We start from the raw sequence: 24,271 nt of genomic DNA, 5'->3' as shown, positions 1-24,271 counted from the left end.
CAGGGACTGTCGGGGTATCCGCGCCGGGCGCGGAACAGAGCTTCTCCGTCCGAGGAGAAGGGCCTGGGCCTACCGAGACCAAGCCAGCCATTTTCGACGAAAGGAATTTAGGCCCGCTTCGAGACCGGCGTCAATGGGGAGATTGACCCTGGCTGGTGTCGTTACCTCTTGCGGGCGACAATGTAGGGCCTGTTGTCGTTGCCCTTGGTTGCGTGATTTTCCGTGGCAAGGCTATCGAAGCCTGCCGCGGATATCTGCTCGCCGAGTTCCGATGCCCGAAAGACGCCGGCATACGGTGCCTTTCCGATCGCGCGCATGGCCGGCAGGAGGGCCAGCCGGATGAGTGGGTTCATCTCGCCGACACAGGGTGTCTTGGAGATAAACAGGCCTTCCGGGGCGAGCAAGCCGTGGATGTGGCGCAGCGTGCCCGGCAGATCGCGGATCAGATGGAGATAGTTGAAGCCCAGAATGGCGTTAAATCGCGTCGGTTCGGATGTGAGCGTTTCAACGGTGGCGACTTGGAAGGTGAGGGTTGGCATCGGTTCGGCGGCGTGCCGTTCCTTGGCAATTGCAATCATCTCCGCGGAAAAATCCGTTGCAAGATAGTCTCTAACATTCCCGGCAAGCCGCAGCGCCGTCGTTCCTGTCCCGCAACCCAGTTCCAGAACCCTGTCGCCCGGGCCTAGCAGGGCGCGTGTGCGGGTGAGCGTGCGCTCGTATCCTGTCGGGTCGGCAACCGCGCCCTTGGCGTAATTGCGTGAAGCCCGGTCCCAGAAACGGGCGTCGCTGCCTATGCTCATGAAGCTTGCTCTTCCCCATGTGGCGCGCTGTCGGAAGCGGCACGATGCGGGGGCGAGGCGGGCAGCAGCGATCTGATCCGCTCGGCATCGTCTGGCGTCGCGGGGTTGTAGACGATCATGCTGAGATCCGTGCGACCATCGACCGAAAAGGCCGAATATTCGAACGCCAGCGGGCCGAGGATCGGATGGCGTATATGTTTGACGGCTTCGGTATGCGCACCGGGGACATCGTTTTCGCGCCACATGGCCCTGAATTCCGGGCTGATGCGGCAGAGTTCGGCAACGAAGGGCTCGATCTCGCTTGATGCGCCTGCGCGAGCCGCATCGACACGGAATGCGCCCAGGGCGAAACGGGCGACACTTTCCCAGTCATATTGCACGGCGCGGGCGCGCGGATCGAGGAAGATGTAGCGCAGGATATTGCGTTCCTCCGGCGGCAGCGATCCGTAGTCGATCAGCATCACGGGTGCTGCCCGGTTCCACGCGATGACGTCCCAGGTGGCGGTCCGGATGAGGGCAGGGCTCGGCTCCAGCGCATCGAGCACGCGCTGCAAGCGCGGCGTCACGCCATCATTCCTGCGGTAACGCGCTTCCGGCGGCCGGCCGAGGCCAAGCAGGAACAGGTGCTCGCGCTCCACTTCCGTCAGCATCAGCGCGCGGGCGATCCGGTCGAGCACGTCGGCGGAAGGCGCACCGCCGCGCCCCTGTTCCAGCCAAGTGTACCATGTCGGGCTGATGTTGGCGCGCTGCGCCACCTCTTCGCGCCGAAGCCCGGGCGTGCGCCGCCGCTCGCCGCCAAAGCCGAGCGCGGATGGGTCGAGTTTGGCGCGGCGATCCCTCAGATAGGTCCCGAGCACGTTTTCGGTTTCGATGAGATCGGTCATCCTGTTAGTGTCTTTACTATGATAAGGTCACTACTTTACCAGAATAAACGATGGGCACAGATTTGTCTCCGACGAAATAAGGAGACAGTGCATATGCGTATATTCGTTACCGGTGCGACCGGAAATATCGGCTCGCATGTCGTCAGGGAGTTGATCGGAGCCGGCCATCAGGTGCTCGGCCTTTCGCGCTCGAAAGAAAAGGCGGTGGCGCTTGCCGCCGCCGGCGCCGAGGTCCTTCACGGCACGATCGAGGATGCGGAAATCCTGAAAAGCGGCGCCTCGCAATCGGATGGCGTCATTCACCTTGCCTTCAACCACGACTTCTCGAGATTCGCGCAGAATTGCGAGGATGACCGCCGCGTCATTGCAACGCTCGCCGCGGCGCTTGCCGGCTCGCTCCGTCCGCTGGTCATCACCTCAGGCACGCCGATCGCCAACACGATCCCCGGCGAGCCGGCCCGTGAAGACAATCCGATCGCCCGCTCCGACAGGCATCCCCGGGCAGCCACCGAGGAAGCTGGAATTTTGGCAAGCGAGATCGGCGTCAATGTCTCGGTGGTGCGGCTGCCGCAGGTGCATGATCCGGTCAGCCAGGGCCTGATTACCCCGTTGATCGAGATATTCAGGCAAAAGGGCGTCTGCGCCTATGTCGGAGATGGATCAAGCCGCTGGCCGGCGGCGCATTTTACCGATGTCGGCCGCCTCTATCGCCTCGTCGTGGAACGCGCCGAGCCGAACGCCAAATACCACGCGGCCGCCGAGGAAGGCGTGCCGATGCGCGATATCGTCGAGACCATCGGGCGGCGTCTGAACCTGCCGGTCAAATCCGTCGCCAAGGAAGAGGCCCAGGATTATTTCGGTTGGCTCTCCCTGTTCGCCGGCCACGACATGCCGGCCTCCAGCGCCAAGACACGGCAGAAGCTCGGCTGGGAGCCGACCGGCCCGATGCTGCTTGAGGATCTTGCAAGGCTGCAGGTATCCGCGGCGTGATGCCGGTGCCGGCAAGCTGATCCACGGATGGTCGACGGTCTGACTGACCACGCATTCGAAAACCCGGCCGCTCCCTCGGCCGGGTTTTTGCCTTTTCAGGCTGCGATCTGGAGATTTCCAGGGTCAGACGTACGGCGTCCCCGCAAGTGCGGCGTCGACGCCGGCAAAGCCTCGGTCCATGACGCTCGACAGCGCTGCCTCGGGCTTTCGGTTCTCGCGAAAGGCGCGAAGCGCCTCGCCATAGGCCGTCACCAGTGTCGCCATCAGCATGGTGCCGGCGAGCCGCGCTTCGGGATCGGAAGCGGGTCGGCCCACAGCGTCGGACAGCATTCCCGAGAGATCGTCGGCAAGGCTCACCTGCAGTCCGCACGCATGCGCCGTCAGCGCCGAGCTCTCCCCCACCATGCGCCAGAACGCAATCGGTCGCTCCGTAATCCTGAACAAGGGATGCTGCGCTTCCAAAAGTTCCCGCATCAGCGTCTGGAAGGCGCGGACCGGCGGCTGCTGGCCGCGATCGGCAATTGCCTTGCGCACCAGCTCCCGCACCTCATCCTCGCGATCGAAGACCAGATCCTCCTTGCGGCGGAAGTAGTTGAACACCGTCTTTCTGGCGACTTCAGCCTCATAGGCGATATCGGCGACGGAGACATTATCGAAGCCATGTTCGACGAACAGGCGCGTTGCGACCTCGGAGATCGCCTGACGGGTCATCTCCTTCTTTCGGTCCCGGAGTTTGATTCGGTTTGACATGGAGATATTTATACCATAGGTAAATTTATACCGAGTATAAAAATTGTGCTGCGATCACAAAATCGGTGCAATCGGCACAGGCTTTATGGCTGTTCCTGTGACCGGACCGTCGCCTGCCCGAATAGGGCTGGGCTTTTTCCAACGACTCGCGCCGGCCGAGAGTGATCGAAGCGGGAATGTCTGGCGCCCTTGCGGCGCCGCTCGCTTGAGGAGTTCCGTCTTGATTTATGATGTTCTGATTGCCGGCGGCGGACCTGTCGGCTTGTTTCTCGCCTGTGAGCTGCGTCTCGCCGGTCTCTCCGTATTGGTGCTGGAGCGGGCCGAGGATCCGCACGCGCCCCTGAAGCGCCTTCCCTTCGGCATGCGCGGCCTTTCCGCGCCGACCATCGAAGCCTTCTATCGTCGCGGCCTGCTGGACGACGTCGCTGCGCCCAAGCCTGCGAAGGACGGCTCGGGCGATCGCGCCTCATCGGCTGCGCACTGGATGCACCAGTCGCGTCGCCCAGGCGGTCATTTCGCCGGCATCCAGTTTTTCCACGATAAGATTGATACTTCGAAGTGGCCCTATCGCCTGCCGAGCCCAGCCGGCACCAGCATGATGGTCGAGATGGAAGGCCTAGAAACCATCCTGGCCGCTCGCGCGGAGGCGATGGGGGCCGAGATCAGGCGCGGCTTCGGTGTCGAGAGCTTCGCGCAGTCGAATGAAGGTGTCACTGTCTGCGCCGGAGGCGAGACCTTTCGCGGGCGCTGGCTCGTCGGCTGCGATGGCGGCCGCAGCAGCGTCCGCAAGGCCGGCGGTTTCGAGTTTGTCGGGACGGATCCCGAATTCACCGGCTATTCCGCCGAAATCGAGATGGCGGACCCGGACGAGCTTCGTTCCGGCCGCCATTACACTGCGACGGGCATGTACACCTATTCGCCGCCGGGGACGATCGCGATGGTCGATTTCGATGGCGGCGCTTTCCATCGGATCCAGCCAATCACGCGCGAGCATGTGCAGGCCGTGCTGCGCCGCATTTCCGGCACCGATGTCACGGTGACGGGGCTCAAGCTTGCCACCACATGGACGGATCGTGCCTACCAGGCGACAGCCTATAGAAGAGGACGCGTCCTGCTAGCCGGCGACGCCGCGCACATCCATTCCCCCCTGGGCGGCCAAGGCCTCAATCTTGGTCTGGGCGACGCAATGAATCTGGGATGGAAGCTTGCCGCCACCATCCGCGGCGAGGCGCCGGAGGGCCTGCTCGACACCTATTTCAGCGAACGGCATCCGGTCGGCGCGCAGGTGCTCGACTGGTCGCGCGCCCAGGTCGCGCTCATGCGCCCAAGCCGCAGTTCGCGTGCGCTCGAAGCCATCATCCGCGATCTGGTCGATACGTGCGACGGCGCCACCTATTTCGCCGAGCGTGTCTGGGGCGTCTCTCTGCGTTACGATCTTGGCGACGCCAATCCGCTGGTCGGCCGCAGCGCCCCCGATTTCGAGCTGATCGATGGGACGAAACTTGGCGATCACCTCAGAACGGGCAAAGGCCTGTTGCTGGACTTTGATATCTGTGCACCGCTTGAAGCGCTAGCAAGTCGCTGGAGTGACCGAATCACCTATGTCGCGACCGACGCAAAAGATCGGCTGGGCTTGAGCGCGCTGCTCGTGCGGCCCGACGGCGTGGTTGCCTGGGTTGGTGAAGCTGAGCCGGACATGGGAGAAGCAGCAGCGGCCGCGTCGCGATGGTTCGGGACGAAATTGCCTCCCATCTCTCAGGGATAAGCCGTTACCCATGTCTCCGGTATGGAAAGGATAAAATGGCGGACAGGGAGGGATTCGAACCCTCGGTACGCTTTCACGTACACACGCGTTCCAGGCGTGCGCCTTAAACCACTCGGCCACCTGTCCTTTGGCGTTTCGCACCCGGTCAGGAAGCAAATCGTCGGAACGGCCGCGATATATACCGATGAATTCCTGGCAATCAACCCGAATCTGACAGATTTTTGACTTGTCGGCGCAAAACTCCGAATCTCCTCCCCATTGCGCTTATTTGGCGCGCAACTTATCTAAGGAAATAGATGAGGCGGCGTAAGACCGATCGGCCCGAAAAGGCCGGGCGTGGTGAGTATCCGGAGGGGTTTATGCGTTTCCTGTTGCGTTTTGCGAGCCTTGTCGCGCTGGTGGTGGCCGTTATCGCCGGCACTATCGATTCCATTCAATCCGTTGCGGCTTCTGCCGTGGTCATGACCCCGATGGGCGATGCCTGGAACGATGTCAGCCCTTCGTCGTTGGCAAGCCTTCGCTCGGCGATTGCCTATTACGTCCATCCCCGCTTCTATGACATGGCGATGCAATGGCTCCTGTTTCAGCCGGCCTTCGCGGTCTTTCTGGTGATTTCCCTGTTGCTGTGGATGGTCGCCTACAAGCGCCAGCCCGCCGCCGGCCGCTTCAGCGCCTGATCGGGACATCGCCGGCCCCTCTGGCCTGTGCCATTGCTGGATTTCGGTGACGTTGGGGAGCATTCGACGATCGGCCTATTGCATGGTCGCAACGAGTGGAGCCGGCGATTGCGGAGAGTCGATCGACAGCTATTCTGACCAATAAAATTGCAGTTTTGGGCCGAAATTGTTTAAAAAACGGGTCGTTTGGATGGGTTTTCACCAATTCCCACAAATCTTTACCAACTGAAAAATTTCTCGTGAATTTTTCGTGCAGCCATGCAAGGATGCGCGCCAGCTTGGCCTCGGGGGAGGCCGGCGGTTCCGCAGACTTGCCCGATCAACGGGCTTGCGGGAGGACCCAACAAGATAGAAACAATAGGGCTGCAACACATGAAAAAATCCCTTTTGACCCTTTTCGCCCTGGCTGCCATGTCGGCAACGGCGCTTGCGGCCGACATCAAGCCGGCAATCGTTTATGGAACCGGTGGCAAGTTCGACAAGTCCTTCAACGAAGCTGCCTATAACGGCGCCGAGAAGTTCAAGAAGGAAACCGGCATCGCTTACCGTGACTTCGAGCCGACGGGCGACACCCAGGGCGAACAGGCGCTGCGCAACTTCGCCAGCAAGGGCTTCAATCCGGTTATCGCCGTTTCTTTCGCCTGGACCTCGGCTCTCCAGAAGGTTGCTGCCGAATATCCCAAGACCGAATTCGTCCTGATCGACGATAGCCTCGATCTGCCGAACGTTCGCTCCGTCAAGTTCAAGGAAAACGAAGGCTCCTACCTCGCTGGCGTCATGGCGGCCCTGGCCTCGAAGACCGGCAAGGTCGGCTTCGTCGGCGGCATGGATATTCCGTTGATCCGCAAGTTCGAGTGCGGCTATGAGCTCGGTGCCCGCGCCACCAATCCGAAGATCGAAGTCCTCCAGAACATGACCGGCACGACCGGTGCGGCCTGGAACGACCCGGTTCGCGGCGGCGAACTTACCAAGAACCAGATCGACCAGGGTGCCGACGTTGTTTACGCGGCTGCCGGCGCGACCGGCCTCGGCGTGCTGCAGACGGCTGCCGATAACAAGAAGCTGTCGATCGGCGTCGACAGCAACCAGAACTACCTGCATCCGGGTTCCGTTCTGACCTCCGTCGTCAAGCGTGTCGACCTCGCCGTCTACAACGCCTTCAGCGACGCCAAGAATGGCAAGTTCACGCCCGGCACCCAGGAGCTCGGACTGAAGGAAGACGGCGTTGCCGTTGCCATGGACGATAACAACAAGCCGCTCGTCACGCCGGAAATCCAGACGGCCGTCGACAAGGCAAAGGCTGGCATCGTGGCCGGTACCATCAAGGTTCACGACTATCTGACCGACAACGCCTGCCCGAAGAACTGATATGAAACAAGGGCGTATGACGAGGCAAAAACGTCATACGCCCTTTTCTTATCCGGAAACCGGTTTCTGGAGCCCCTATAGTGAACCAAACCTTTGCCATCGAACTCGTGGGCATCGACAAGAAGTTCGGTGCTGTCCACGCCAATAAAGATATCAATCTCACCGTCGCCAAGGGCTCGATCCACGGGATCATCGGCGAAAACGGTGCTGGGAAATCGACTCTCATGTCGATCATCTACGGATTCTATCAGGCCGATAGCGGTGAGATCCGCATCAACGGCAATCCCATCGCCATCCGCGACAGCCAGACGGCCATCGCAGCCGGCATCGGCATGGTGCACCAGCATTTTATGCTGGTCGACAATTTCACCGTTCTTGAAAATGTGATGCTGGGCGCCGAAGGCGGCGCGCTTCTCGCCAAGGGCGTCGCGGCCGCGCGTGCCGAGCTTAACCGGCTGGAGAAGGATTATGGCCTGGAAGTCGATCCGGATGCGTTGATCGAAGAGCTTCCCGTTGGCCAGCAGCAGCGTGTCGAGATCCTGAAGGCGATGTATCGCGGCGCCGAGATTCTCATTCTCGACGAACCCACCGGCGTTCTGACGCCTGCCGAAGCCGACAACCTCTTCCGTATTCTTCGCGTCCTGCGCGACCAGGGCAAGACGATCATCCTCATCACCCACAAGCTGCGCGAGATCATGGCGATCACCGACACGGTATCGGTCATGCGCCGTGGCGAGATGGTTGCCACCCGCAAGACGGCGGAAACCACCGTCGAGGAGCTGGCTGAGCTGATGGTCGGCCGCCGCGTGCTGTTGCGCGTGGAGAAGGGTGCGCCCAATCCGGGCGAGATCCTGCTGTCGGTGCGCAACCTCACCGTCAAGGACGGCCGTGGCGTCACCATGGTCGACAACGTCTCCTTCGATGTCCGCGCCGGCGAGATCGTCGGCATTGCCGGTGTTGCCGGCAACGGCCAGTCGGAACTGCTGGAAGCCATCGCCGGTATCCGCAAGCCGGCCTCGGGTGAGATCCTGCTCCATGGCAAGCCGATCGGCAATGCCGATCCCGCCGCACTTCGCGACCTTGGTCTTGCTCATATTCCCGAAGATCGCCATCACATGGGCCTCGTCCTCAAGTTCGAGGAATATGAGAATTCCATGCTCGGCTATCATCGCGACCGTAAATACGGGCGTGGCGGCATGCTCGATCTCGATGCCATGCGCAAGGATGCGATCGAGAAGATCGAGAAATACGATATCCGCCCGCCGAATGCGCGGTTGAAAACCGCAAACTTCTCCGGCGGCAACCAGCAGAAGATCGTCGTCGCCCGCGAAATCGAGCGTGATCCGAAGGCCCTTCTGATCGGTCAGCCAACACGTGGTGTCGATATCGGCGCCATCGAATTCATCCATCGCCGCATCATCGAGATGCGAGACGCCGGCAAGGCCATCCTGCTGGTTTCGGTGGAGCTGGATGAGATCCGTGCGCTTTCGGACCGCATCCTCGTCATGTTCGCCGGCCACATCGTCGGTGAAAAGTCGGCTGAGGCCGGTGAACAAACACTCGGCCTGATGATGGCCGGCATTGCCGCGTGAGGCGTATATGAGCACGGCTTCCGTTCCGCTCCCCAACTGGATCACCTACGGCCTGATCCCCCTTCTCAACCTGATTGTTGCCTTCCTGATTTCCGGCCTCGTCGTCTGGTTCATCGGCGAGAGCCCGCTCGATGCGCTCGTGCTACTGTTGCAGGGCGCTCTGGGCAGCGGCGAAGGCATCGGCTTCACCCTCTATTATGCCACGAGCTTCATCTTCACCGGTCTTTCGGTCGCCGTCGCCATCCATGCCGGTCTGTTCAATATCGGCTCGGAAGGCCAGGCCTATCTCGGGGGTCTCGGCTGTGCCCTCGTGGCGCTGACGCTTGATCGCTACGTGCCCTGGTATGTGACGATGCCGTTTGCGGTCATTGGTGCTGCGATCTTCGGGGCGCTCTGGGCCTTCATTCCGGCCTGGCTTCAGGCCAAGCGCGGCAGCCACGTCGTCATCACGACGATCATGTTCAACTTCATCGCCTCGGCGATGATGAACTTCCTGCTGGTGCATGTGCTGATCGTGCCCGGCAAGATGGCGCCTGAGACCCGTACCTTCCTCGAGGGCGGTCAGCTTCCCAAGCTTGATTGGCTGATGGAAATATTCGGTTCGACCATCGGTGCCGCTCCGCTCAACGTGTCCTTCCTGATCGCGCTCGTCATGTGTTTCCTGGTCTGGGTGCTCGTCTGGCGCACCAAGCTCGGCTATGAGATGCGCACGCTCGGCCTCAGCCCCACCGCTGCTGTTTATGCAGGCATTCCCTATGCTCGCACGGTCGTTATCGCCATGCTGATTTCGGGCGGTCTTGCCGGCATGATGGCGCTTAATCCCGTCATGGGCGCTTCTGCGCGCCTGCAGGTGGAATTCGTGCTTGGTGCGGGCTTTGTCGGTATCGCCGTGTCGCTGATGGGACGCAACCATCCGCTGGGCATCATCCTGGCGGCGATCCTGTTCGGCATTCTCTATCAGGGCGGCGATGCGCTCTCCTTCGACATGCCGAACATCACGCGCGACATGATCGTGGTGATCCAGGGTCTCGTCATCCTGTTTGCCGGCGCGCTCGAATATATGTTCCGACCTGCGCTCGTGCGCATCTACCAGACATTCGCCAGGACGTGAGGATCGGACGATGGATTATTATGATCTTCTCATCAGCATATTGGGCTCGACCATCCGTCTGTCGATTCCGCTGATCTTCACCGCGCTGGCAGGCCTGTTTTCCGAGCGCGCCGGCATCTTCGATATCGGCCTCGAAGGCAAGATGCTGGCGTCGGCCTTCGCTGCGGCTTGCGTCGCCTCGATCAGCGGCTCGCCCTGGGCTGGCCTTGGCGCCGGTGTTCTTGTCTCCGTCCTCGTCGGTCTGCTGCATGGTTTCGCATCGATCACCAACCGCGGCAATCAGATCGTTTCGGGCGTCGCGATCAACTTCCTGATGGCCGGCCTGACAATCGTTCTCGGCCAGGCCTGGTTCGGCCAGGGTGGCCGTACGCCGACTTTGCCTGCTACCGCGCGCTTCTCCGGCATCACTCTGCCGGGCGCTGATGCCATTCGCGAGGTCCCGTTCATCGGACCGCTCTACGCCAATGTCATCTCCGGCAACAATATCCTGACCTATCTCGCCTTCCTGGCGGTGCCGATTTCCTGGTGGATTCTCTATCAAACCCGTTTCGGTCTGCGGTTGCGCGCCGTCGGTGAAAATCCCGGCGCCGTCGATACTGCCGGCATCTCGGTCGAATGGTTGCGCTATCGCTCGCTGATCGTTGCCGGTATCCTCTGCGGCTTCTCCGGCACCTATCTCGCTATTGCCCAGTCGGCAGCCTTCATCAACAACATGTCGGCAGGCAAGGGCTATATCGCTCTCGCCGCACTGATCTTCGCCAAGTGGAAGCCTGTGCCGGTCATGTTCACCTGCCTTCTCTTCGGCTTCCTCGATGCCTTCGCCAATTTCATGCAGGGCAAGTCGGTTCCGGGCATTGGCGAGGTGCCGGTACAGATTTTCCAGGCGCTGCCCTATATCCTCACCTGCATCCTGCTTGCAGGCTTTATCGGTGTCGCCAAGCCCCCGAAGGCCGGTGGCGTGCCCTATACCAAGGAGCGCTAAACCATGTCGCATGATCTGTTCGAGGCCGCTCGCGGCGCGATGGCCTTTGCCCATGCTCCCTATTCGAAATTTCCGGTCGGCGCGGCGATCCGTGCCGAGGACGGCAAGATATACACCGGCGCCAATATCGAGAACCTGTCCTTCCCGCAGGGCTGGTGCGCCGAACCGACTGCGATCAGCCACATGATCATGGCCGGCGCCAAGAAGATCGTCGAAATGGCCGTCATCGCCGAGAAGCTGCCGCTTTGCCCGCCTTGCGGCGGCTGTCGGCAGAAGATCGCCGAATTTGCAGATAAGGGAACGCGGATCTATCTTTGCGACGAAACCGGCGTGAAGAAGACCATGACCATGGACGAGATGCTGCCATTCAGCTTCGAAACGGAGGTGCTCGGATGAGCGCGGCCGTCGATATCCTCACCGAGAAGCTCGGCGAACTGAAGCCGCGCTACGGTATCATCCTGGGTTCCGGCCTCGGCTCTCTCGTGGACGAGGTCAAAGATGCCCTGCGTATTCCCTATACCGATCTGCCCGGCTTCCCGGTCAGCGCGGTTTCCGGCCATGCCGGCACGCTGGTCGCAGGCAAGCTCGGCGATGTCCCGGTCATCATGTTGTCCGGCCGGGTGCATTATTACGAAAAGGGCGACGCCAATGCCATGCGCGAGCCGATCGAGACCCTGAAGGCTCTCGGCGTCGACACGCTGATCCTGACGAACTCGGCCGGATCGCTGCGAGAAGAGATGGCCCCGGGCTCGGTGATGCAGATCACCGATCATATCAACTATTCCGGCATGAACCCGCTGATCGGCGAGGAAAGCGACAGGCGCTTCGTCGGCATGACGAGCGCCTATGACATCGATCTGATCATGCGCATGCGCAAGGCGGCGGAAAAGGCCGAGATCAAGCTGTCACACGGCGTCTATATGTGGTTTTCCGGCCCGAGCTTCGAAACGCCGGCAGAGATCCGCATGGCGCGAATCCTGGGCGCCGATGCCGTCGGCATGTCGACGGTGCCGGAAGTCATCCTGGCGCGGCTTTTCGGTTTAAGGGTTGCCGCTGCTTCCGTCATCACTAACTATGGTGCTGGCATGACCGGTGGCGAGCTCTCGCATGACGAGACGAAGGACATGGCTCCGGTCGGCGGCGCACGCCTCGCCGCTATCCTGAAAGAAATGATCGCGGACGAAGGAGACCCAGAATGACGGGCCATTCCCTGAGAGAAACGGCAGCTGTTGCGCTTTCCCTTCTCGACCTGACCAATCTCAAGGACGACTGCACGCCGGCTCAGATCGAGGCGCTGTGCGCCCGCGCGCAATCGCCCTATGGCAATACCGCCGCCATCTGTATCTGGCCGCGTTTCGTCGCCCAGGCGCGCGGCATTCTCGGTGCCGATCACGCCGTGCAGATCGCGACCGTGGTGAACTTCCCAGGCGGCGACATGGAGGTGGCCGATGTCGCTGCCGAAGCGCGTGAAGCCATTGCCGACGGCGCCGACGAGATAGATCTCGTCATTCCCTATCGCACCTTTCTGGCCGGCAACGAGCAGGCAGTCACCGATATGGTCGCGGCCATCCGCGCTGAATGCACAGGCACGGTTCTCCTGAAGACCATCCTCGAAACCGGTGAGCTCAAGGATACCACGCTGATCCGGCGTGCGTCGGAACTTGCGATCGACGCCGGCTCCGATTTCATCAAGACCTCTACGGGCAAGGTCGCCGTCAACGCGACGCTCGAGGCTGCCGACATCATGCTGCGGGCGATCCGCGCCAGTGGCCGCAAGGTCGGCTTCAAGCCCGCCGGCGGCATCGGGTCTGTTTCCGATGCGGCTCTTTATCTGAGCCTTGCCGAGACCATCATGGCGCCCGACTGGGCCATGCCCTCGACCTTCCGTTTCGGTGCCTCGAGCCTGCTCGACGACATTCTGAACGTATTGGCCGGCGGCGAGTCCAAGACGGCGTCTTCAGGCTACTGACCCATGATCCCGCAGGAGATCATCCGGCAGAAGCGTAACGGCGCGATCCTTTCGGCCGCCGATATCGATGCATTTATCGGCGCATTGGGCCGTGGCGAACTGGCTGAAAGCCAGATCGGCGCCTTTGCCATGGCCGTCTGGTTTCGCGGCATGACACGGGAGGAGACCGTGGCCCTGACGCTCGCCATGGCCCGCTCTGGCGATATTTTGTCCTGGAAGAGGATAGACAAGCCGATCGCCGACAAGCATTCGACGGGCGGCGTCGGCGACAATGTCTCGCTGATGCTGGCGCCGATCGCAGCCGCCTGCGGTCTCGCCGTGCCGATGATCTCGGGCCGTGGTCTCGGCCACACCGGCGGCACGCTCGATAAGCTGGAATCCATTCCCGGCTATGGAATTACGCCGGATGCGGCACGGTTCCGCAAGGTGGTCGACGAGATCGGTTGCGCCATTATCGGCCAGACCGGCGCGCTGGCCCCCGCCGATGGTAAGCTCTATGCGGTTCGTGATGTGACTGCGACGGTTGACTCCGTACCCTTGATTACTGCCTCCATCCTGTCGAAGAAGCTGGCCGCAGGGCTGGAAACGTTGGTGCTGGACGTGAAGATCGGCAGCGGCGCCTTCATGACGTCGTTGGAGGAAGCTGAAATGTTGGCGCGTTCGCTGGTAGAGGTAGCCAATGGCGGCGGGGTCAAGACCTCGGCGCTGATCACCGACATGAACGAGCCGTTGGCCGATGCCGCCGGCAACGTGGTCGAACTTCAAAATTGCCTCGACTTCCTGAAGGGTAACAAGGCAGGCACACGCCTCGAAACAGTCGTTCTAGCCTTCGCATCCGAAATGCTGGTTCAGGCCGGCATCGCCGCGAATGCCGCCGAGGCGGAGAGCAGGGCGCGTGAGGCTTTGGCTTCCGGCAAGGCGGCAGAGATCTTCGGCCGCATGGTGCATGCACTCGGCGGGCCGGTCGATCTGCTCGAACATCCCGATCGCTATCTGGCGAGCGCGCCGGTGCAGAAGCCGGTTCTGGCCGTCGCCGATGGCTGGCTCGGTGCCTGCGATGCGCGCGGAATTGGCATGAGCGTGATCGATCTCGGTGGTGGCCGCCGGCGTCCGCAGGACAAGATCGATCATCGCGTCGGGTTCAGCGATATTCTGCCGCTCGGCACGAAGATCAGCAGGGGCGACCGCATCGCCATCGTTCATGCGGCGGACGAGGCAAGTGCGCGGAAGGCTACGGCCGATTTGTCGGCTAACTATCGCATCGCGGATACGGCGCCTGCTCTCTCACCTGTCATTGTCAGCAGGATTTGATCTGAAGGCGGCAGTGTTAGGGCCGCTTGGCAGTCGCGTGAGATGCGTCGTCTTATTGCTTCAGAAGCAGGGTGCCATTCTGCACGCCATAGGAATTCAGTTTCTTCATGAAGCTCATGCCGATCAGCGTCGTGCTTAGTGCGCTGTCCTTTGCCACCACGGCGTCGACATCGCGAACCCGGATCGTGCCGATCTCCAGACGGTCGAGTTTGATGTAGGCGACTTTGGAAGTGCCATTCGCGGTTTGGACCGTGTAGCGATAGTCGAGATCGACGCCGCTGAAACCGAGACTGCGCGCAGTGCTCTCGTTCATCGCCACATAGGTTGCGCCGGTATCGATCATCCCGTGTACGGACCGGCCGTTGATGGTGAAATCACCCTCATAGTGGCCGCCTGCATTGGCGCGCAGCTGAACGCTGCCATAGGAAATAGCTGCCTCCACCTTTGGCGGTGCAAGCGAAACCGCTTCGACCGGTGCAGGCTTTGCAGCGTACCCGCCATAGCTATTCACCAGCATCGGCACCTGGGTCGCAGCAGCGGCAATAATACCGGCAAAGACAAGAACGCGAACGAGCATCGGCAAAGCCCCTCCAGCGGGCCATGCCATCTATAGGCCAGCTTTGCTGAAATGCCGCTAATGCAATCAATAAAAAGCCCGGCAGTTGAATAACTGCCGGGCTCGATAAAAAGTATAATTCTGGACGTTACTTGGTGCCGTACATGCGGTCGCCGGCGTCGCCGAGGCCGGGCACGATGTAGCCCTTCTCGTTCAGATGGCTGTCGATGGCTGCGGTAAAGACCGGCACGTCCGGATGCGCCTTGCGGAAGTTGGCGATGCCTTCGGGAGCAGCCAGCAGGCAGAGGAAGCGGATATTGTGCGCGCCGCGCTCCTTCAGCTTTTCGATCGCGGCGATCGAGGAATTGCCGGTCGCGAGCATCGGGTCGACGACGATGATGAGGCGTTCGGAGATATCCTCGGGCGCCTTGAAGTAATATTCGACCGGCTGCAGCGTCTCGTGATCGCGGTAGACGCCGATATGCGAGACGCGGGCCGAGGGCACGAGATCGAGCATGCCTTCCAGCAGGCCGTTGCCGGCGCGCAGGATCGAGGCGAAGACCAGCTTCTTGCCTTCGAGGATCGGCGCATCCATCGGCTGCAGCGGCGTTTCGATGGTCTCGATCGTCAGTTCGAGGTCGCGCGTCACTTCGTAACAGAGCAGCGTCGAGATCTCGCGCAGCAGCCGGCGGAAGCTGCCCGTCGACGTGTCCTTCTTGCGCATGATTGTGAGCTTGTGCTGCACAAGCGGGTGATCGATGACAGTGACGCCGTCCATGGTTTCAGCCTTCCAGTAATTCCGTGATATGAGATGGTTCTTCCACGGAAAACGCCTCTGGTGCAAGAAAATAGGCCGCTTTGGCAGATTTCATCCCCAATCTGCGGCCAAAATCCTCGTTTTACAGCTTCGCAAGCAATGCTGCTCGTGTCGGCTCGTCCACAAAGGCCGCTTCGATTGCCGTGCGCGTCATCGCATTGATCTCGTCGTCGCTAAAGCCGAAGGCTGTCGAGGCCAGCTCATACTCGCGCTTCAGTGAGGTGTGGAAGAACGGCGGATCGTCGGAATTGATCGTGACCTTTACGCCGGCATCGCGCAGCTTGCGCAGCGGATGCGAGTGGAAGTCCGGGAAGACCTTGAGTGCGATGTTGGAGCCAGGGCAGACCTCCAGCACGGTGCCGAGATCGGCAAGGCGCTTGACGAGATCCGTATCCTCGATGGCGCGCACGCCATGGCCGATACGATCAGGGCGCACCAGCTCGACGGCATCGGCGACGGAAAAGGCGCCGCAGACCTCGCCGGCATGGATGGTGATGCCGAGGCCGGCCTCCCGGGCGATGTCGAAGGCGCGGGCATAATCGGCAACGCGGCCCATGCGCTCTTCGCCGGCCATGTTGAAGCCTGTTATCAGCGGATTGTCGCTCTTGGCGGCATATTCCGCCGCCTTCACCACGCGGTCCGGGCCGAAGTGGCGCTCGCCCGTCACGATCAGCCTGGCCTCGATGCCGGTCCTTGCCTTGGCGGCACGGATACCAGCCGAAACACCCGCCATATAGGCGTCGGCGCCGAGGCCGATGCGGTCGCCATGGTCGGGCGAGACAATGAGTTCGCTATAGATCGTGCCAATGCCGGCAAGCTCTTCCAGATAGGTTTCCGTCAGCAGCGCATAGTCTTCCTCGGTGCGGTAGACCTCGGAAACCTTGTCGTAGCAGACGAGGAATTCGGCAAAATCTTTCCAGAGATAAACGCCGTCCTTCAGGAAGACGCTGGTATCGACGCCGTATTTCTCTGCCTGCGCCAGCGTCAATGCCGGCGGGGCTGCGCCCTCCAGATGGCAGTGCAGCTCCACTTTCTTCAAATGCGATGTCAAAGGAAACTCCTCCCGTGCGGCCCGGCCGCAATTCCCAAATGTTTCGCGACCGTCTCACCGATATCGGCATAGGTCTGCCGGACGCCGATAGAACGGGAGCGAATGCCTGGTCCGTAAGCCATGACGGGCACGCGCTCGCGCGTGTGGTCCGTGCCGCGCCACGTGGGATCACACCCATGGTCGGCTGTCAGAATGACGAGATCGCCCGCCTTCAGCTTCTTGTGGACCTCAGGCAGGCGCGCATCGAAGGCTTCGAGCGCTGCGGCATAGCCCGGCACGTCGCGGCGATGACCATAGAGCATGTCGAAATCGACGAAATTGGTGAAGACCAGATCGCCATCCTCGGCTTCGTCCATGGCCTTCAGCGTCGCATCCATCAGCGCCATGTTGCCATTGGCCTTGATGACCCTGGAAATACCCTGATGGGCAAAGATATCGCCGATCTTGCCGACGGCATGCACCGTGCGTTCGGCCTTGACCAGGCGGTCGAGAAGCGTCGGTTCCGGCGGTAGCACCGAGAAATCGCGGCGGTTGCCGGTGCGCTCGAAGGTCGCCACCGTCTCGCCGATGAAGGGGCGGGCGATGACGCGGCCGATATTGTAGGAATCGAGAAGGGTCCGCACGATCTTGCAGAGGCCGATCAGCCGGTCGAGGCCGAAATGCTGCTCGTGTGCGGCGATCTGGAAGACGGAATCGGACGAGGTGTAACAGATGGGCTTGCCGCTGCGGACGTGTTCTTCACCCAATCTTGCAATGATATCCGTGCCCGAGGCATGGCAATTGCCGAGAATGCCGGGCAAATCGGCTGCCTCGCAGATCGCCTTCACCAGCTCCGGCGGGAAGGCATCACCCTCGGCCGGAAAGTAACCCCAGTCGAACATAACGGGCGTGCCGGCGATCTCCCAATGACCCGACGGCGTATCCTTGCCGCGGGAGGTTTCGTTCGCACAGCCATAAAGGCCATATAGCTTTTCCGGCAAAGGCATGCCGGCGGGATAGCTGCCCGTTGCCGCTTTGGCGATCTCCAGCAGACCGAGGCCGGACATGACCGGCAGGGTAAGAGGGCCTTGGCGCAGGCCGTCGCGGTCGGCAGCGCCGGCGGCGCAGAACTCGGCGATATGGCCAAGCGTATCGGCACCCTCATCGCCATAGCTTGCCGCATCCGGGCCGCCGCCGACACCGAAAGAATCCAGAACGAAGAGAAAGGCGCGCGCCATAGATCACCCGATAAGAATGTCGTCGTCCCCCGGGGAGGTCTTCCGAGGTATAGGACGTCACCCATATAACGGAGGCATCGACTTGGCAATTTTCCGTTTTGGAGCAGCGCTTCAGCTACGGTTTCGCCGATCGGGCTCTCAGCAATCGCTGCAGCTGATCGAATTGCCGACGCGCTGTCGGTAGTAATATTGCCGGCTGATGGTGATCTGGCTGGTGCCGCTTGGCAGGAAATTGGCGCCGAAGCTCATGAGCTGATAGGGAAGGGCAAGCTCGCTGCGGACGAGGAAAGTGCTCGCCTGATTCATGTTGGCCGGCACTGTAACGGTCGAGCCAGCCGTGTAGGGCGTGGTTCCGTCCTGTGCCCAGGACCAGGCGATGGTCGCCTTGCCTGTGGTGTCGATCGCAATGCCGCTGATCTTCAGTGTCAGTCCGGTCGTGCTATAGGGCGCAAAGATCGCGCCGGCAACGGAAGGCATCGTCGCGAGCACGGACTTGGTGACCGACGATTGCTGCGAGATGATGTCCGCAATCGAACCCGCAGAACGGCTGGCACGTTTCGAGGCGTTCAGGCCGACGGTAAGCTCGAAGGCACCGAGATAGAGCATCAGCAGGACGGGAAAAAGAATGGCGAATTCGATCGCGCCGACACCGCGTTCGTCACGAGCGAAGCGTCTCAGGATGCCGACGCGCGTACTTTCTTTCCCGGTCATGCTCTTGAGGCCGCTCACGGATAATTCTCGTTCTGAAAGGCCGCGGTTGCGACGATGAGATAGACTGACGCCGAGCCGTCGGTTGGATGCACGTTGGTGAGATAGGGGCGCAGCAGATCCGTTATGATCTGCCAGCGATAATAGGCGCGCACCATGTTCAGCGACTTGGCGCCGCCGGGCGTAAAAGTGAACCCGGTGGTGCTGAGATCGGAATAAGGATCGGTCGACGACTTGCGCGGGATCGTCGTCGGCATGGACGCGAAACTCGAATAGCTCTCCACATCGAGGTAGAGGTTCGCCGGTGTTGCGACTTCAGTCGACGAGCAGGTGATCAGTACGGCAATCTCGTTGCAGAATGACTGCCGGAATTGCTGTGAAGTCGTGTTGGCTGCTGTAATCTGGCCCGTCCTGATCTGGCGCGCGAGAGTATCGACAGCGTTTGAAACGACCTGTTCCGCAGTAAAGGCGACGAAGGTTTCGATGATCGCAAAGACAATCAGAAAATAGGGGATTGCAAGCAAGGCAAATTCGATTGCTGCTGTCCCGTCCCGAGAGCGCACGAATTCACGCAAGCTGCCGCGGGCACTTCGCCGCACAGGGCCTGTATTCGCGTGAAGGATATTGTCTGGCGTCATGGGAAGTCCGCAGCGATTTACACGCGGACGACACTAGAATTGCTTCCTTGATAATCCGTTTCTCTTCTCTCTTCATATTTAGAGGAAACTAGGATTATCGTTTGCTGCCCAATTCTTTGAAAGTACTTTAGAATATTCGCGTTATCGAATGTAGTTATTGTCCGGCAGCAGCCGTTGGGGTCGTTGTCGTATTATTCTGCTGGGCATGCTGTTCGCAATTGGGCGTGCACGACAGTACGGCGCGATCCGTCTGGCGGAAAACGCGCACTGTATTGCCTTCGTCGATCGACACAAGAATCTGCTCGTCCACGATGGCATTGCCGTCGGCATCGAGCAGGATGATGTTTGTCGTGCCGAAGCTGCGGCCGGTCAGCACAATGGTTTTCGGATCGGCGACCGTCGCGTCGGCGACTTGCGAATTGCCGACGATGACCTTGCTGACGGGGCGATCAAGCTTCAATACGCGCGCGTGATCCATATAGACGCGCAGCATGCTTTCTCCGGCAGCGTGTGAAAGCTGCGGCATCATGCCGGCCATGGCGACAATGCCGGCAAGGAATGCTGTTCTGCCGCCGATTGGCATGATTTGGCCTCTTGGAAAGCGATAGTGGAAAGAATTTCTGGATAGAATGAGAAAGAATGGTGAATGAACGATTAAGGTCGTCCACCACCATGCAATTATGGTGCAGGTGTCCCACGCAGACCTTCATCGCCACCTGATTGCGCAGATCATGTATTGTTTCGACCCAAATCGTATATCGCGCTAATATTCATACATCTAATAATTTCTATTCAGCTAAAGATTTTCTTTAAAAACGTACGGAATAACATGGATATCACATTAACTATTCTATTTTCGCCTCTGTATTTACAGCACATTAACCTAATTCTTTAAAGCGATGGAAACGGCGGGAAGCTACCGTGCAACTCATCCGATCAACGGCAACAGTTGGCGGACGTGCTGTCAACAAAGTGGAGTTAAATTAATGTCCAAGCTTTTTTCGCGCTTCCTGAAGGATGAGTCGGGCGCAACCGCAATTGAATACGGCCTGATCGCTGCTCTGATCTCGGTTGCCATCATCACCGGTGCAACCACCCTGGGTAACACGCTGAGCACGACCTTCCAGAATATCTCGACCAAGATGAACACTGCTTCGGTCGCGCACTGATCGGAAAAACTACCGACACGGTATGTTTATCCCGGAAACCGCCCAGTAAAATGGGCGGTTTTATCTTCTGGTACGAGAAATTGGAACAACGTCATGCTTGAAGTCGCGACATTGCTAATTTTTCCACTTTGCATGTCGATCGCAGCGATCTCTGATCTGCTAACCATGACGATACCCAATCGTGTTTCTTTGGTACTTGCACTCGCATTTCTGGTGCTCGCGCCGGTTTTCGGCCTGCCGTTCGTAGAGATCGGCATGCATTTCGTCGGCGCCATAGCCGTCTTCCTGGCCTGCTTTGCCCTTTTCGCATTAAATGTGATGGGCGGAGGCGACGCGAAGCTTTTAGCTGCTGCAACACTTTGGTTCGGCTTTGATGCGTCACTGGTGGAATTCCTCGCCTATGTCGCGTTTATCGGCGGCATGGTCACGTTTCTGATCGTTCTGCTTCGCTCGCAAGCGACGAGCATCATGGCAATCGGGCTTCCATTGCCGAATTCATTGTTGGTTGCAAAAAAAATCCCCTACGGCATTGCCATCGCCATCGGCGGCATTATGGCCTTTCCCTCTTCCCCGCTTTTGATCGCGGCGACGCACACCATGTCTTGAGCCGGAACCTATCGAGTAAAATTAAACTCAAACATATATATTTTCTAATATACATCAAGTAATCATGGTTAAGTAACAATAAATGTAACCTCCCATTAACCATAATTACACCAATTGCCGGTCATTCTGCAGGGCGAAGAATCCTGTTCCTCAAGGAATGACCATGAAACCCGCTCGCATAATGATACTCGCAGTGGCAGCCGTCGCGGCCGGGATGGCCGGTCTGCTCGCGATGCGTCTGGCTGGTTCGCGCGATATCGTTCCCCAGCAGATTGCGGCGGTGGTGGAGAAGGAGGCAACGATCAATGTCCTCGTTGCCGGTGCCAATCTGCCGGTCGGTTCGCGTCTGAATGAGCAATCGATCCATTGGATGCCCTGGCCGGAAAGCGGCATCGTCAAAGGCTTAATCACCGAACGCGAGCGGCCCGGTGCGCTGAAGGATATGACCGGCGCGGTTGTTCGCCTACCCATATTCGAGGGTGAGCCGATCCGCGAGGAAAAGGTCGCCGATTCCAACAGCCGTATCCTTTCCTCATTGCTGCCGGCAGGCAAGCGGGCCGTCGCCACCGAGATTTCCGTCGCTACCGGCGCGGGCGGTTTCATCCTTCCGAATGACCGTGTCGATGTCATCATGGTGCGCAAGGGTTCGCAGCAGCAACTTGTCACCGAAACCGTGCTCAGCAACGTTCGCGTGCTGGCTGTCGATCAGCAGATCGAGGAAAAGCAGGACGGAAGCAAGGCCGTCGTCGGCGCAACGGCGACGCTGGAGCTGACGCCGGACCAGACGAAGGTCCTGGCCGTCGCGCATCAGATGGCCGATCGCCTCACACTGGCATTGCGCTCCGTTGCTGACGCGCAGCAGCCCGATACGACAGCGGCCGACTATTTGCTGGCCGGCGACAATGGCGGCAGCATGATCCAGGTCATCAAATCGGGAGCGATCGTGACCGACGGCCCAAGCGGGCCGAAACCGCAGTGAGAAGGGGCGAGACCATGTTAAAGACAAGCAAGAAAGCCAGCCTCCCCCTTGCCGTGAGCCTCTCCTTCTCGGTTGCCTTCGCCGGCCTGCCCTTGGCAGATGTCCCGGCCTTTCTGCGCACGCCCACCGCTTTTGCGGGCGGCTCGGACAGCATCGTCACGATAGCCGGCCTTGGCACGAAGCGCACATTGAAGCTTGGTCTCAACAAGGCGCTCGTCGTCGATCTGCCGGCCGATGCCCACGACATCCTTGTCTCCGATCCCAAGATGGCGGATGCGGTGACACGCACGTCGCGTCGCATCTATCTTTTCGGCAAGACGGTCGGCCAGACCAACATCTTCATCTTCGGCGCCGACGGCAAGGAGATCGTCAGCCTCGATCTCCAGATCGAGCGCGACATTGCCGGCCTGCAGGCCAATCTCAAGCGCTTCATTCCGGACTCCGATATCAACGTCGAGATCGTTTCCGACAACATCGTCATGACCGGTACGGTGCGTACGCCGCAGGATGCGACACGCGCCGAGCAGCTTGCACAGGCTTTCCTCAAAGGCGGCGAAGCGACGACCAGAAACCAGACTGCCTCGGGCAGCGGCGACAACAATGCGGTCGCCATCTTCGCCGAAGCGCGGCAGACGTCACAGATCGTCAACATGTTGCAGATCGAAGGCGAAGATCAGGTAACGCTCAAGGTGACCGTCGCCGAAATCAAGCGCAGCGTGCTGAAACAGATCGGCTTCGACAACCTTGTCAGCAACTCCTCTGGCCTGTCGGTCGCCCAACTCGGCAGTCCTGTCTCGGATGGGACGGCGGCAACCGGCGGCGGTGGTCTTGCAAGCTTGTTCAAAACCGCCATCGGCAAATACAGTATCAGTACTTATCTCAATGCTCTTGAGCAGGCCGGCGCCGTCCGTACGCTGGCTGAGCCGACGTTGACGGCGATCTCCGGCCAGGCCGCGACCTTCAATTCGGGCGGCCAGACCCTATACGCCGTCACGAACAAGGACGGGAGTGTCACGGTCACACCCTTCACCTATGGCATCAGTTTGGCCTTCACGCCTGTTGTGTTGTCCGCTGGACGAATCGCCCTGCATGTACAGACCCAGGTTTCCAATCCGGTTGGCACGGCTAACGCCGGCACGGCAACCTACAACCAGCGCGCCGCTGATACTTCGGTGGAGTTGCCGTCCGGCGGCTCGATCGCTTTGGCCGGTCTCTTGAGCGATACCATTCAGCAGACCACCAACGGTACGCCGGGTGCCTCGAAGATTCCAATCCTTGGCGCGCTGTTCCGCCAGAAGAGCTTTCAGCGCGACGAAACCGAGCTGGTCATCATCGCGACACCTTATCTGGTGCGTCCGGTCGCCCGCAGCCAGCTTGCCCGCCCTGACGACAATTTCTCGCCGAGCAACGATATCAGCGGCTTCTTCATGAATCGTGTCAACAAGATCTACGGCCGCAAGGACGGGCCGCCGGTCGCCGATGCCGATTTCCACGGCACTGTCGGCTTCATCTACAAGTGAGGGACACCGACCATGAAGCGCGCCTTTTCAACCGGATTAACGAGAGATCTAAAAATGGCCAGCCCCGAACGTAATGCGCCTCGCATCGGCCGGCCCCGTTTCTCCCGGCTGGCTCTGATCGCACCGGTCCTGATCCTGACGGCTGCCGCCATCAGCGGCTGCGCCGATTCACGTGATCGCATGACGACCAGCGCCATCAACGACGATTATCGGCAGCGTCATCCGATCGTGTTGACGGAGAAGGAACACAATCTCGACATCCCGGTTGCCGCCAGCGACCGTCGTCTGACGACGGGAATGCGCGATACCGTCCGCGGATTTGTCCAGGATTATCGAGCTCATGCGAGTGGTACGGTCGAAATCCTTGCACCCAGGGGATCGATGAATTCGTTGGCGGCATCTACGTTGCGTCAGCAAATCCGCAGGGAGCTGGTTGCGAACGGCATCCCGTCGGCCCGCATCGTCGACAGCTACTATGGGGCCGGCGACCCGGGCGATGCAGCTCCGATCCGCCTGCGTTTCACAGCCACGACGGCTCTTACCAACAGCTGCGGCCAATGGCCGAATGATCTTTCCGACAATGCCTTCGACAATCAGAACTACTACAATTTCGGCTGTGCGACGCAGCGTAACCTGGCGGCGCAGGTCGCCAATCCGACGGATTTGATCTCACCCAGGGCTGTATCGCCGATCGATACCGATCAGCGCAGCAAGGTAATCGACAACTACCGCAACGGCTCGGTTCCCACGAGTACCGCTACGCTCGGCGGTTTCGGCGGCACTAGCCAATGATCATGGGACTCACGCGTCG

The 24,271-nt window shown here is 60.1% G+C and carries 26 protein-coding genes and 1 tRNA gene; 16 read left to right on the top strand and 11 right to left on the bottom strand.

Annotated elements, in window-relative coordinates:
* Positions 1-161: 161 nt before the first annotated feature.
* Positions 162-800 carry a class I SAM-dependent methyltransferase gene (locus tag GA0061100_RS29400; protein ID WP_075856397.1) on the bottom strand — a complete coding sequence of 213 codons (639 nt, stop codon included), beginning with the start codon at positions 798-800 and terminating at the stop codon, positions 162-164.
* On the bottom strand, positions 797-1,684 hold the full coding sequence (locus GA0061100_RS29395; protein ID WP_075856396.1) for a helix-turn-helix transcriptional regulator: 888 nt from the start codon (positions 1,682-1,684) through the stop codon (positions 797-799). The genes GA0061100_RS29400 and GA0061100_RS29395 overlap by 4 nt, the downstream gene beginning before the upstream one ends.
* A gap of 93 nt (positions 1,685-1,777) precedes the next feature.
* On the opposite strand from GA0061100_RS29395, the gene GA0061100_RS29390 reads away from it, so the two are divergent.
* Positions 1,778-2,674, top strand: coding sequence for an SDR family oxidoreductase (locus tag GA0061100_RS29390; protein WP_075856395.1), 897 nt, complete (start codon positions 1,778-1,780; stop codon positions 2,672-2,674).
* 123 nt (positions 2,675-2,797) lie between these two features.
* Here GA0061100_RS29390 and GA0061100_RS29385 read toward each other — a convergent pair whose 3' ends face one another.
* On the bottom strand, positions 2,798-3,385 hold the full coding sequence (locus GA0061100_RS29385) for a TetR/AcrR family transcriptional regulator (protein WP_208621597.1): 588 nt from the start codon (positions 3,383-3,385) through the stop codon (positions 2,798-2,800).
* Between the two features lie 259 nt (positions 3,386-3,644).
* Between GA0061100_RS29385 and GA0061100_RS29380 the strand changes: the two genes are divergently transcribed.
* Entirely contained in the window at positions 3,645-5,189 is a 1,545-nt protein-coding gene (locus tag GA0061100_RS29380; protein WP_425298725.1) for an FAD-dependent monooxygenase, read from the top strand.
* Positions 5,190-5,225: 36 nt separating this feature from the next.
* Here GA0061100_RS29380 and GA0061100_RS29375 read toward each other — a convergent pair.
* Positions 5,226-5,315, bottom strand: a tRNA-Ser gene (locus GA0061100_RS29375).
* Between the two features lie 233 nt (positions 5,316-5,548).
* Here GA0061100_RS29375 and GA0061100_RS29370 point away from each other — a divergent pair.
* From GA0061100_RS29370 to deoA, 9 genes are all read left to right on the top strand, one after another.
* Complete coding sequence (locus GA0061100_RS29370; protein ID WP_075856392.1) at positions 5,549-5,866, top strand: hypothetical protein; 318 nt, start codon at positions 5,549-5,551, stop codon at positions 5,864-5,866.
* 372 nt (positions 5,867-6,238) lie between these two features.
* Positions 6,239-7,234 (top strand): BMP family lipoprotein, encoded by a 996-nt coding sequence (locus tag GA0061100_RS29365; protein WP_075856391.1) that lies wholly within the window; start codon positions 6,239-6,241, stop codon positions 7,232-7,234.
* Positions 7,235-7,314: 80 nt separating this feature from the next.
* Positions 7,315-8,826 carry an ABC transporter ATP-binding protein gene (locus tag GA0061100_RS29360; RefSeq protein WP_075856390.1) on the top strand — a complete coding sequence of 504 codons (1,512 nt, stop codon included), beginning with the start codon at positions 7,315-7,317 and terminating at the stop codon, positions 8,824-8,826.
* A 7-nt stretch (positions 8,827-8,833) separates the two neighbouring features.
* Entirely contained in the window at positions 8,834-9,937 is a 1,104-nt protein-coding gene (locus tag GA0061100_RS29355) for an ABC transporter permease (protein WP_075856389.1), read from the top strand.
* A 10-nt stretch (positions 9,938-9,947) separates the two neighbouring features.
* Positions 9,948-10,919, top strand: a complete 972-nt coding sequence (locus GA0061100_RS29350; protein ID WP_075856388.1) for an ABC transporter permease — start codon at positions 9,948-9,950, stop codon at positions 10,917-10,919.
* 3 nt (positions 10,920-10,922) lie between these two features.
* Positions 10,923-11,315: a cytidine deaminase gene (locus GA0061100_RS29345; RefSeq protein WP_075856387.1), complete on the top strand. Its 393-nt coding sequence runs from the start codon at positions 10,923-10,925 to the stop codon at positions 11,313-11,315.
* A complete protein-coding gene (locus tag GA0061100_RS29340) occupies positions 11,312-12,118 on the top strand; it encodes a purine-nucleoside phosphorylase (RefSeq protein WP_075856386.1) in 807 nt (268 codons plus the stop codon). The genes GA0061100_RS29345 and GA0061100_RS29340 overlap by 4 nt, the downstream gene beginning before the upstream one ends.
* A complete protein-coding gene (deoC, locus tag GA0061100_RS29335) occupies positions 12,115-12,888 on the top strand; it encodes a deoxyribose-phosphate aldolase (protein ID WP_075856385.1) in 774 nt (257 codons plus the stop codon). The genes GA0061100_RS29340 and deoC overlap by 4 nt, the downstream gene beginning before the upstream one ends.
* Before the next feature lie 3 nt (positions 12,889-12,891).
* Positions 12,892-14,199, top strand: coding sequence for a thymidine phosphorylase (gene deoA / locus GA0061100_RS29330; protein WP_075856384.1), 1,308 nt, complete (start codon positions 12,892-12,894; stop codon positions 14,197-14,199).
* A gap of 52 nt (positions 14,200-14,251) precedes the next feature.
* On the opposite strand, the gene GA0061100_RS29325 is transcribed toward deoA, so the two are convergent.
* The 7 genes from GA0061100_RS29325 to GA0061100_RS29295 all read right to left on the bottom strand — a co-directional run bounded on the left by GA0061100_RS29325 (position 14,252) and on the right by GA0061100_RS29295 (position 19,769).
* Complete coding sequence (locus GA0061100_RS29325) at positions 14,252-14,776, bottom strand: TIGR02281 family clan AA aspartic protease (protein ID WP_075856383.1); 525 nt, start codon at positions 14,774-14,776, stop codon at positions 14,252-14,254.
* A gap of 127 nt (positions 14,777-14,903) precedes the next feature.
* Entirely contained in the window at positions 14,904-15,533 is a 630-nt protein-coding gene (upp, locus tag GA0061100_RS29320) for a uracil phosphoribosyltransferase (protein ID WP_015338410.1), read from the bottom strand.
* A 121-nt stretch (positions 15,534-15,654) separates the two neighbouring features.
* A complete protein-coding gene (locus GA0061100_RS29315; RefSeq protein WP_075856382.1) occupies positions 15,655-16,623 on the bottom strand; it encodes an adenosine deaminase in 969 nt (322 codons plus the stop codon).
* Positions 16,620-17,840 (bottom strand): phosphopentomutase, encoded by a 1,221-nt coding sequence (locus GA0061100_RS29310; protein ID WP_075856381.1) that lies wholly within the window; start codon positions 17,838-17,840, stop codon positions 16,620-16,622. The genes GA0061100_RS29315 and GA0061100_RS29310 overlap by 4 nt, the downstream gene beginning before the upstream one ends.
* A gap of 138 nt (positions 17,841-17,978) precedes the next feature.
* A complete protein-coding gene (locus GA0061100_RS29305) occupies positions 17,979-18,551 on the bottom strand; it encodes a TadE/TadG family type IV pilus assembly protein (RefSeq protein ID WP_075856479.1) in 573 nt (190 codons plus the stop codon).
* A 14-nt stretch (positions 18,552-18,565) separates the two neighbouring features.
* Positions 18,566-19,186 (bottom strand): TadE/TadG family type IV pilus assembly protein, encoded by a 621-nt coding sequence (locus GA0061100_RS29300; RefSeq protein WP_075856380.1) that lies wholly within the window; start codon positions 19,184-19,186, stop codon positions 18,566-18,568.
* A 154-nt stretch (positions 19,187-19,340) separates the two neighbouring features.
* Positions 19,341-19,769 (bottom strand): pilus assembly protein N-terminal domain-containing protein, encoded by a 429-nt coding sequence (locus GA0061100_RS29295; protein ID WP_075856379.1) that lies wholly within the window; start codon positions 19,767-19,769, stop codon positions 19,341-19,343.
* A 403-nt stretch (positions 19,770-20,172) separates the two neighbouring features.
* Here GA0061100_RS29295 and GA0061100_RS29290 point away from each other — a divergent pair, with 403 nt between their 5' ends.
* The 5 genes from GA0061100_RS29290 to GA0061100_RS29270 all read left to right on the top strand — a co-directional run bounded on the left by GA0061100_RS29290 (position 20,173) and on the right by GA0061100_RS29270 (position 24,252).
* Positions 20,173-20,355: a Flp family type IVb pilin gene (locus GA0061100_RS29290; protein WP_075856378.1), complete on the top strand. Its 183-nt coding sequence runs from the start codon at positions 20,173-20,175 to the stop codon at positions 20,353-20,355.
* Between the two features lie 93 nt (positions 20,356-20,448).
* On the top strand, positions 20,449-20,961 hold the full coding sequence (locus tag GA0061100_RS29285; RefSeq protein WP_075856377.1) for an A24 family peptidase: 513 nt from the start codon (positions 20,449-20,451) through the stop codon (positions 20,959-20,961).
* Between the two features lie 163 nt (positions 20,962-21,124).
* On the top strand, positions 21,125-21,940 hold the full coding sequence (gene cpaB, locus GA0061100_RS29280; protein ID WP_075856376.1) for a Flp pilus assembly protein CpaB: 816 nt from the start codon (positions 21,125-21,127) through the stop codon (positions 21,938-21,940).
* A gap of 14 nt (positions 21,941-21,954) precedes the next feature.
* On the top strand, positions 21,955-23,460 hold the full coding sequence (locus GA0061100_RS29275) for a type II and III secretion system protein family protein (protein WP_075856375.1): 1,506 nt from the start codon (positions 21,955-21,957) through the stop codon (positions 23,458-23,460).
* A 54-nt stretch (positions 23,461-23,514) separates the two neighbouring features.
* Positions 23,515-24,252: a CpaD family pilus assembly protein gene (locus tag GA0061100_RS29270; protein WP_075856374.1), complete on the top strand. Its 738-nt coding sequence runs from the start codon at positions 23,515-23,517 to the stop codon at positions 24,250-24,252.
* The last annotated feature ends 19 nt before the right edge of the window (positions 24,253-24,271 follow it).

The organism is Martinezella hainanensis (assembly GCF_900094555.1).
Classification (GTDB): Bacteria; Pseudomonadota; Alphaproteobacteria; order Rhizobiales; family Rhizobiaceae; genus Rhizobium; species Rhizobium hainanense.
The sequence above is the reverse complement of the archived record's forward strand: the minus strand, read 5'-3'. Positions and strand labels throughout refer to the sequence as shown.

Bases quoted from the DNA above. Each gene is read 5' to 3' on its own strand.
- GA0061100_RS29400 (WP_075856397.1), bottom strand. From the start codon at position 800: ATGAGCATAGGCAGCGACGCCCGTTTCTGGGACCGGGCTTCACGCAAT.
- GA0061100_RS29395 (WP_075856396.1), bottom strand. From the start codon at position 1,684: ATGACCGATCTCATCGAAACCGAAAACGTGCTCGGGACCTATCTGAGG.
- GA0061100_RS29390 (WP_075856395.1), top strand. From the start codon at position 1,778: ATGCGTATATTCGTTACCGGTGCGACCGGAAATATCGGCTCGCATGTC.
- GA0061100_RS29385 (WP_208621597.1), bottom strand. From the start codon at position 3,385: ATGACCCGTCAGGCGATCTCCGAGGTCGCAACGCGCCTGTTCGTCGAA.
- GA0061100_RS29370 (WP_075856392.1), top strand. From the start codon at position 5,549: ATGCGTTTCCTGTTGCGTTTTGCGAGCCTTGTCGCGCTGGTGGTGGCC.
- GA0061100_RS29365 (WP_075856391.1), top strand. From the start codon at position 6,239: ATGAAAAAATCCCTTTTGACCCTTTTCGCCCTGGCTGCCATGTCGGCA.
- GA0061100_RS29355 (WP_075856389.1), top strand. From the start codon at position 8,834: ATGAGCACGGCTTCCGTTCCGCTCCCCAACTGGATCACCTACGGCCTG.
- GA0061100_RS29350 (WP_075856388.1), top strand. From the start codon at position 9,948: ATGGATTATTATGATCTTCTCATCAGCATATTGGGCTCGACCATCCGT.
- GA0061100_RS29345 (WP_075856387.1), top strand. From the start codon at position 10,923: ATGTCGCATGATCTGTTCGAGGCCGCTCGCGGCGCGATGGCCTTTGCC.
- GA0061100_RS29340 (WP_075856386.1), top strand. From the start codon at position 11,312: ATGAGCGCGGCCGTCGATATCCTCACCGAGAAGCTCGGCGAACTGAAG.
- deoC (WP_075856385.1), top strand. From the start codon at position 12,115: ATGACGGGCCATTCCCTGAGAGAAACGGCAGCTGTTGCGCTTTCCCTT.
- deoA (WP_075856384.1), top strand. From the start codon at position 12,892: ATGATCCCGCAGGAGATCATCCGGCAGAAGCGTAACGGCGCGATCCTT.
- GA0061100_RS29325 (WP_075856383.1), bottom strand. From the start codon at position 14,776: ATGCTCGTTCGCGTTCTTGTCTTTGCCGGTATTATTGCCGCTGCTGCG.
- upp (WP_015338410.1), bottom strand. From the start codon at position 15,533: ATGGACGGCGTCACTGTCATCGATCACCCGCTTGTGCAGCACAAGCTC.
- GA0061100_RS29310 (WP_075856381.1), bottom strand. From the start codon at position 17,840: ATGGCGCGCGCCTTTCTCTTCGTTCTGGATTCTTTCGGTGTCGGCGGC.
- GA0061100_RS29305 (WP_075856479.1), bottom strand. From the start codon at position 18,551: ATGACCGGGAAAGAAAGTACGCGCGTCGGCATCCTGAGACGCTTCGCT.
- GA0061100_RS29300 (WP_075856380.1), bottom strand. From the start codon at position 19,186: ATGACGCCAGACAATATCCTTCACGCGAATACAGGCCCTGTGCGGCGA.
- GA0061100_RS29295 (WP_075856379.1), bottom strand. From the start codon at position 19,769: ATGCCAATCGGCGGCAGAACAGCATTCCTTGCCGGCATTGTCGCCATG.
- GA0061100_RS29290 (WP_075856378.1), top strand. From the start codon at position 20,173: ATGTCCAAGCTTTTTTCGCGCTTCCTGAAGGATGAGTCGGGCGCAACC.
- GA0061100_RS29285 (WP_075856377.1), top strand. From the start codon at position 20,449: ATGCTTGAAGTCGCGACATTGCTAATTTTTCCACTTTGCATGTCGATC.
- cpaB (WP_075856376.1), top strand. From the start codon at position 21,125: ATGAAACCCGCTCGCATAATGATACTCGCAGTGGCAGCCGTCGCGGCC.
- GA0061100_RS29275 (WP_075856375.1), top strand. From the start codon at position 21,955: ATGTTAAAGACAAGCAAGAAAGCCAGCCTCCCCCTTGCCGTGAGCCTC.
- GA0061100_RS29270 (WP_075856374.1), top strand. From the start codon at position 23,515: ATGGCCAGCCCCGAACGTAATGCGCCTCGCATCGGCCGGCCCCGTTTC.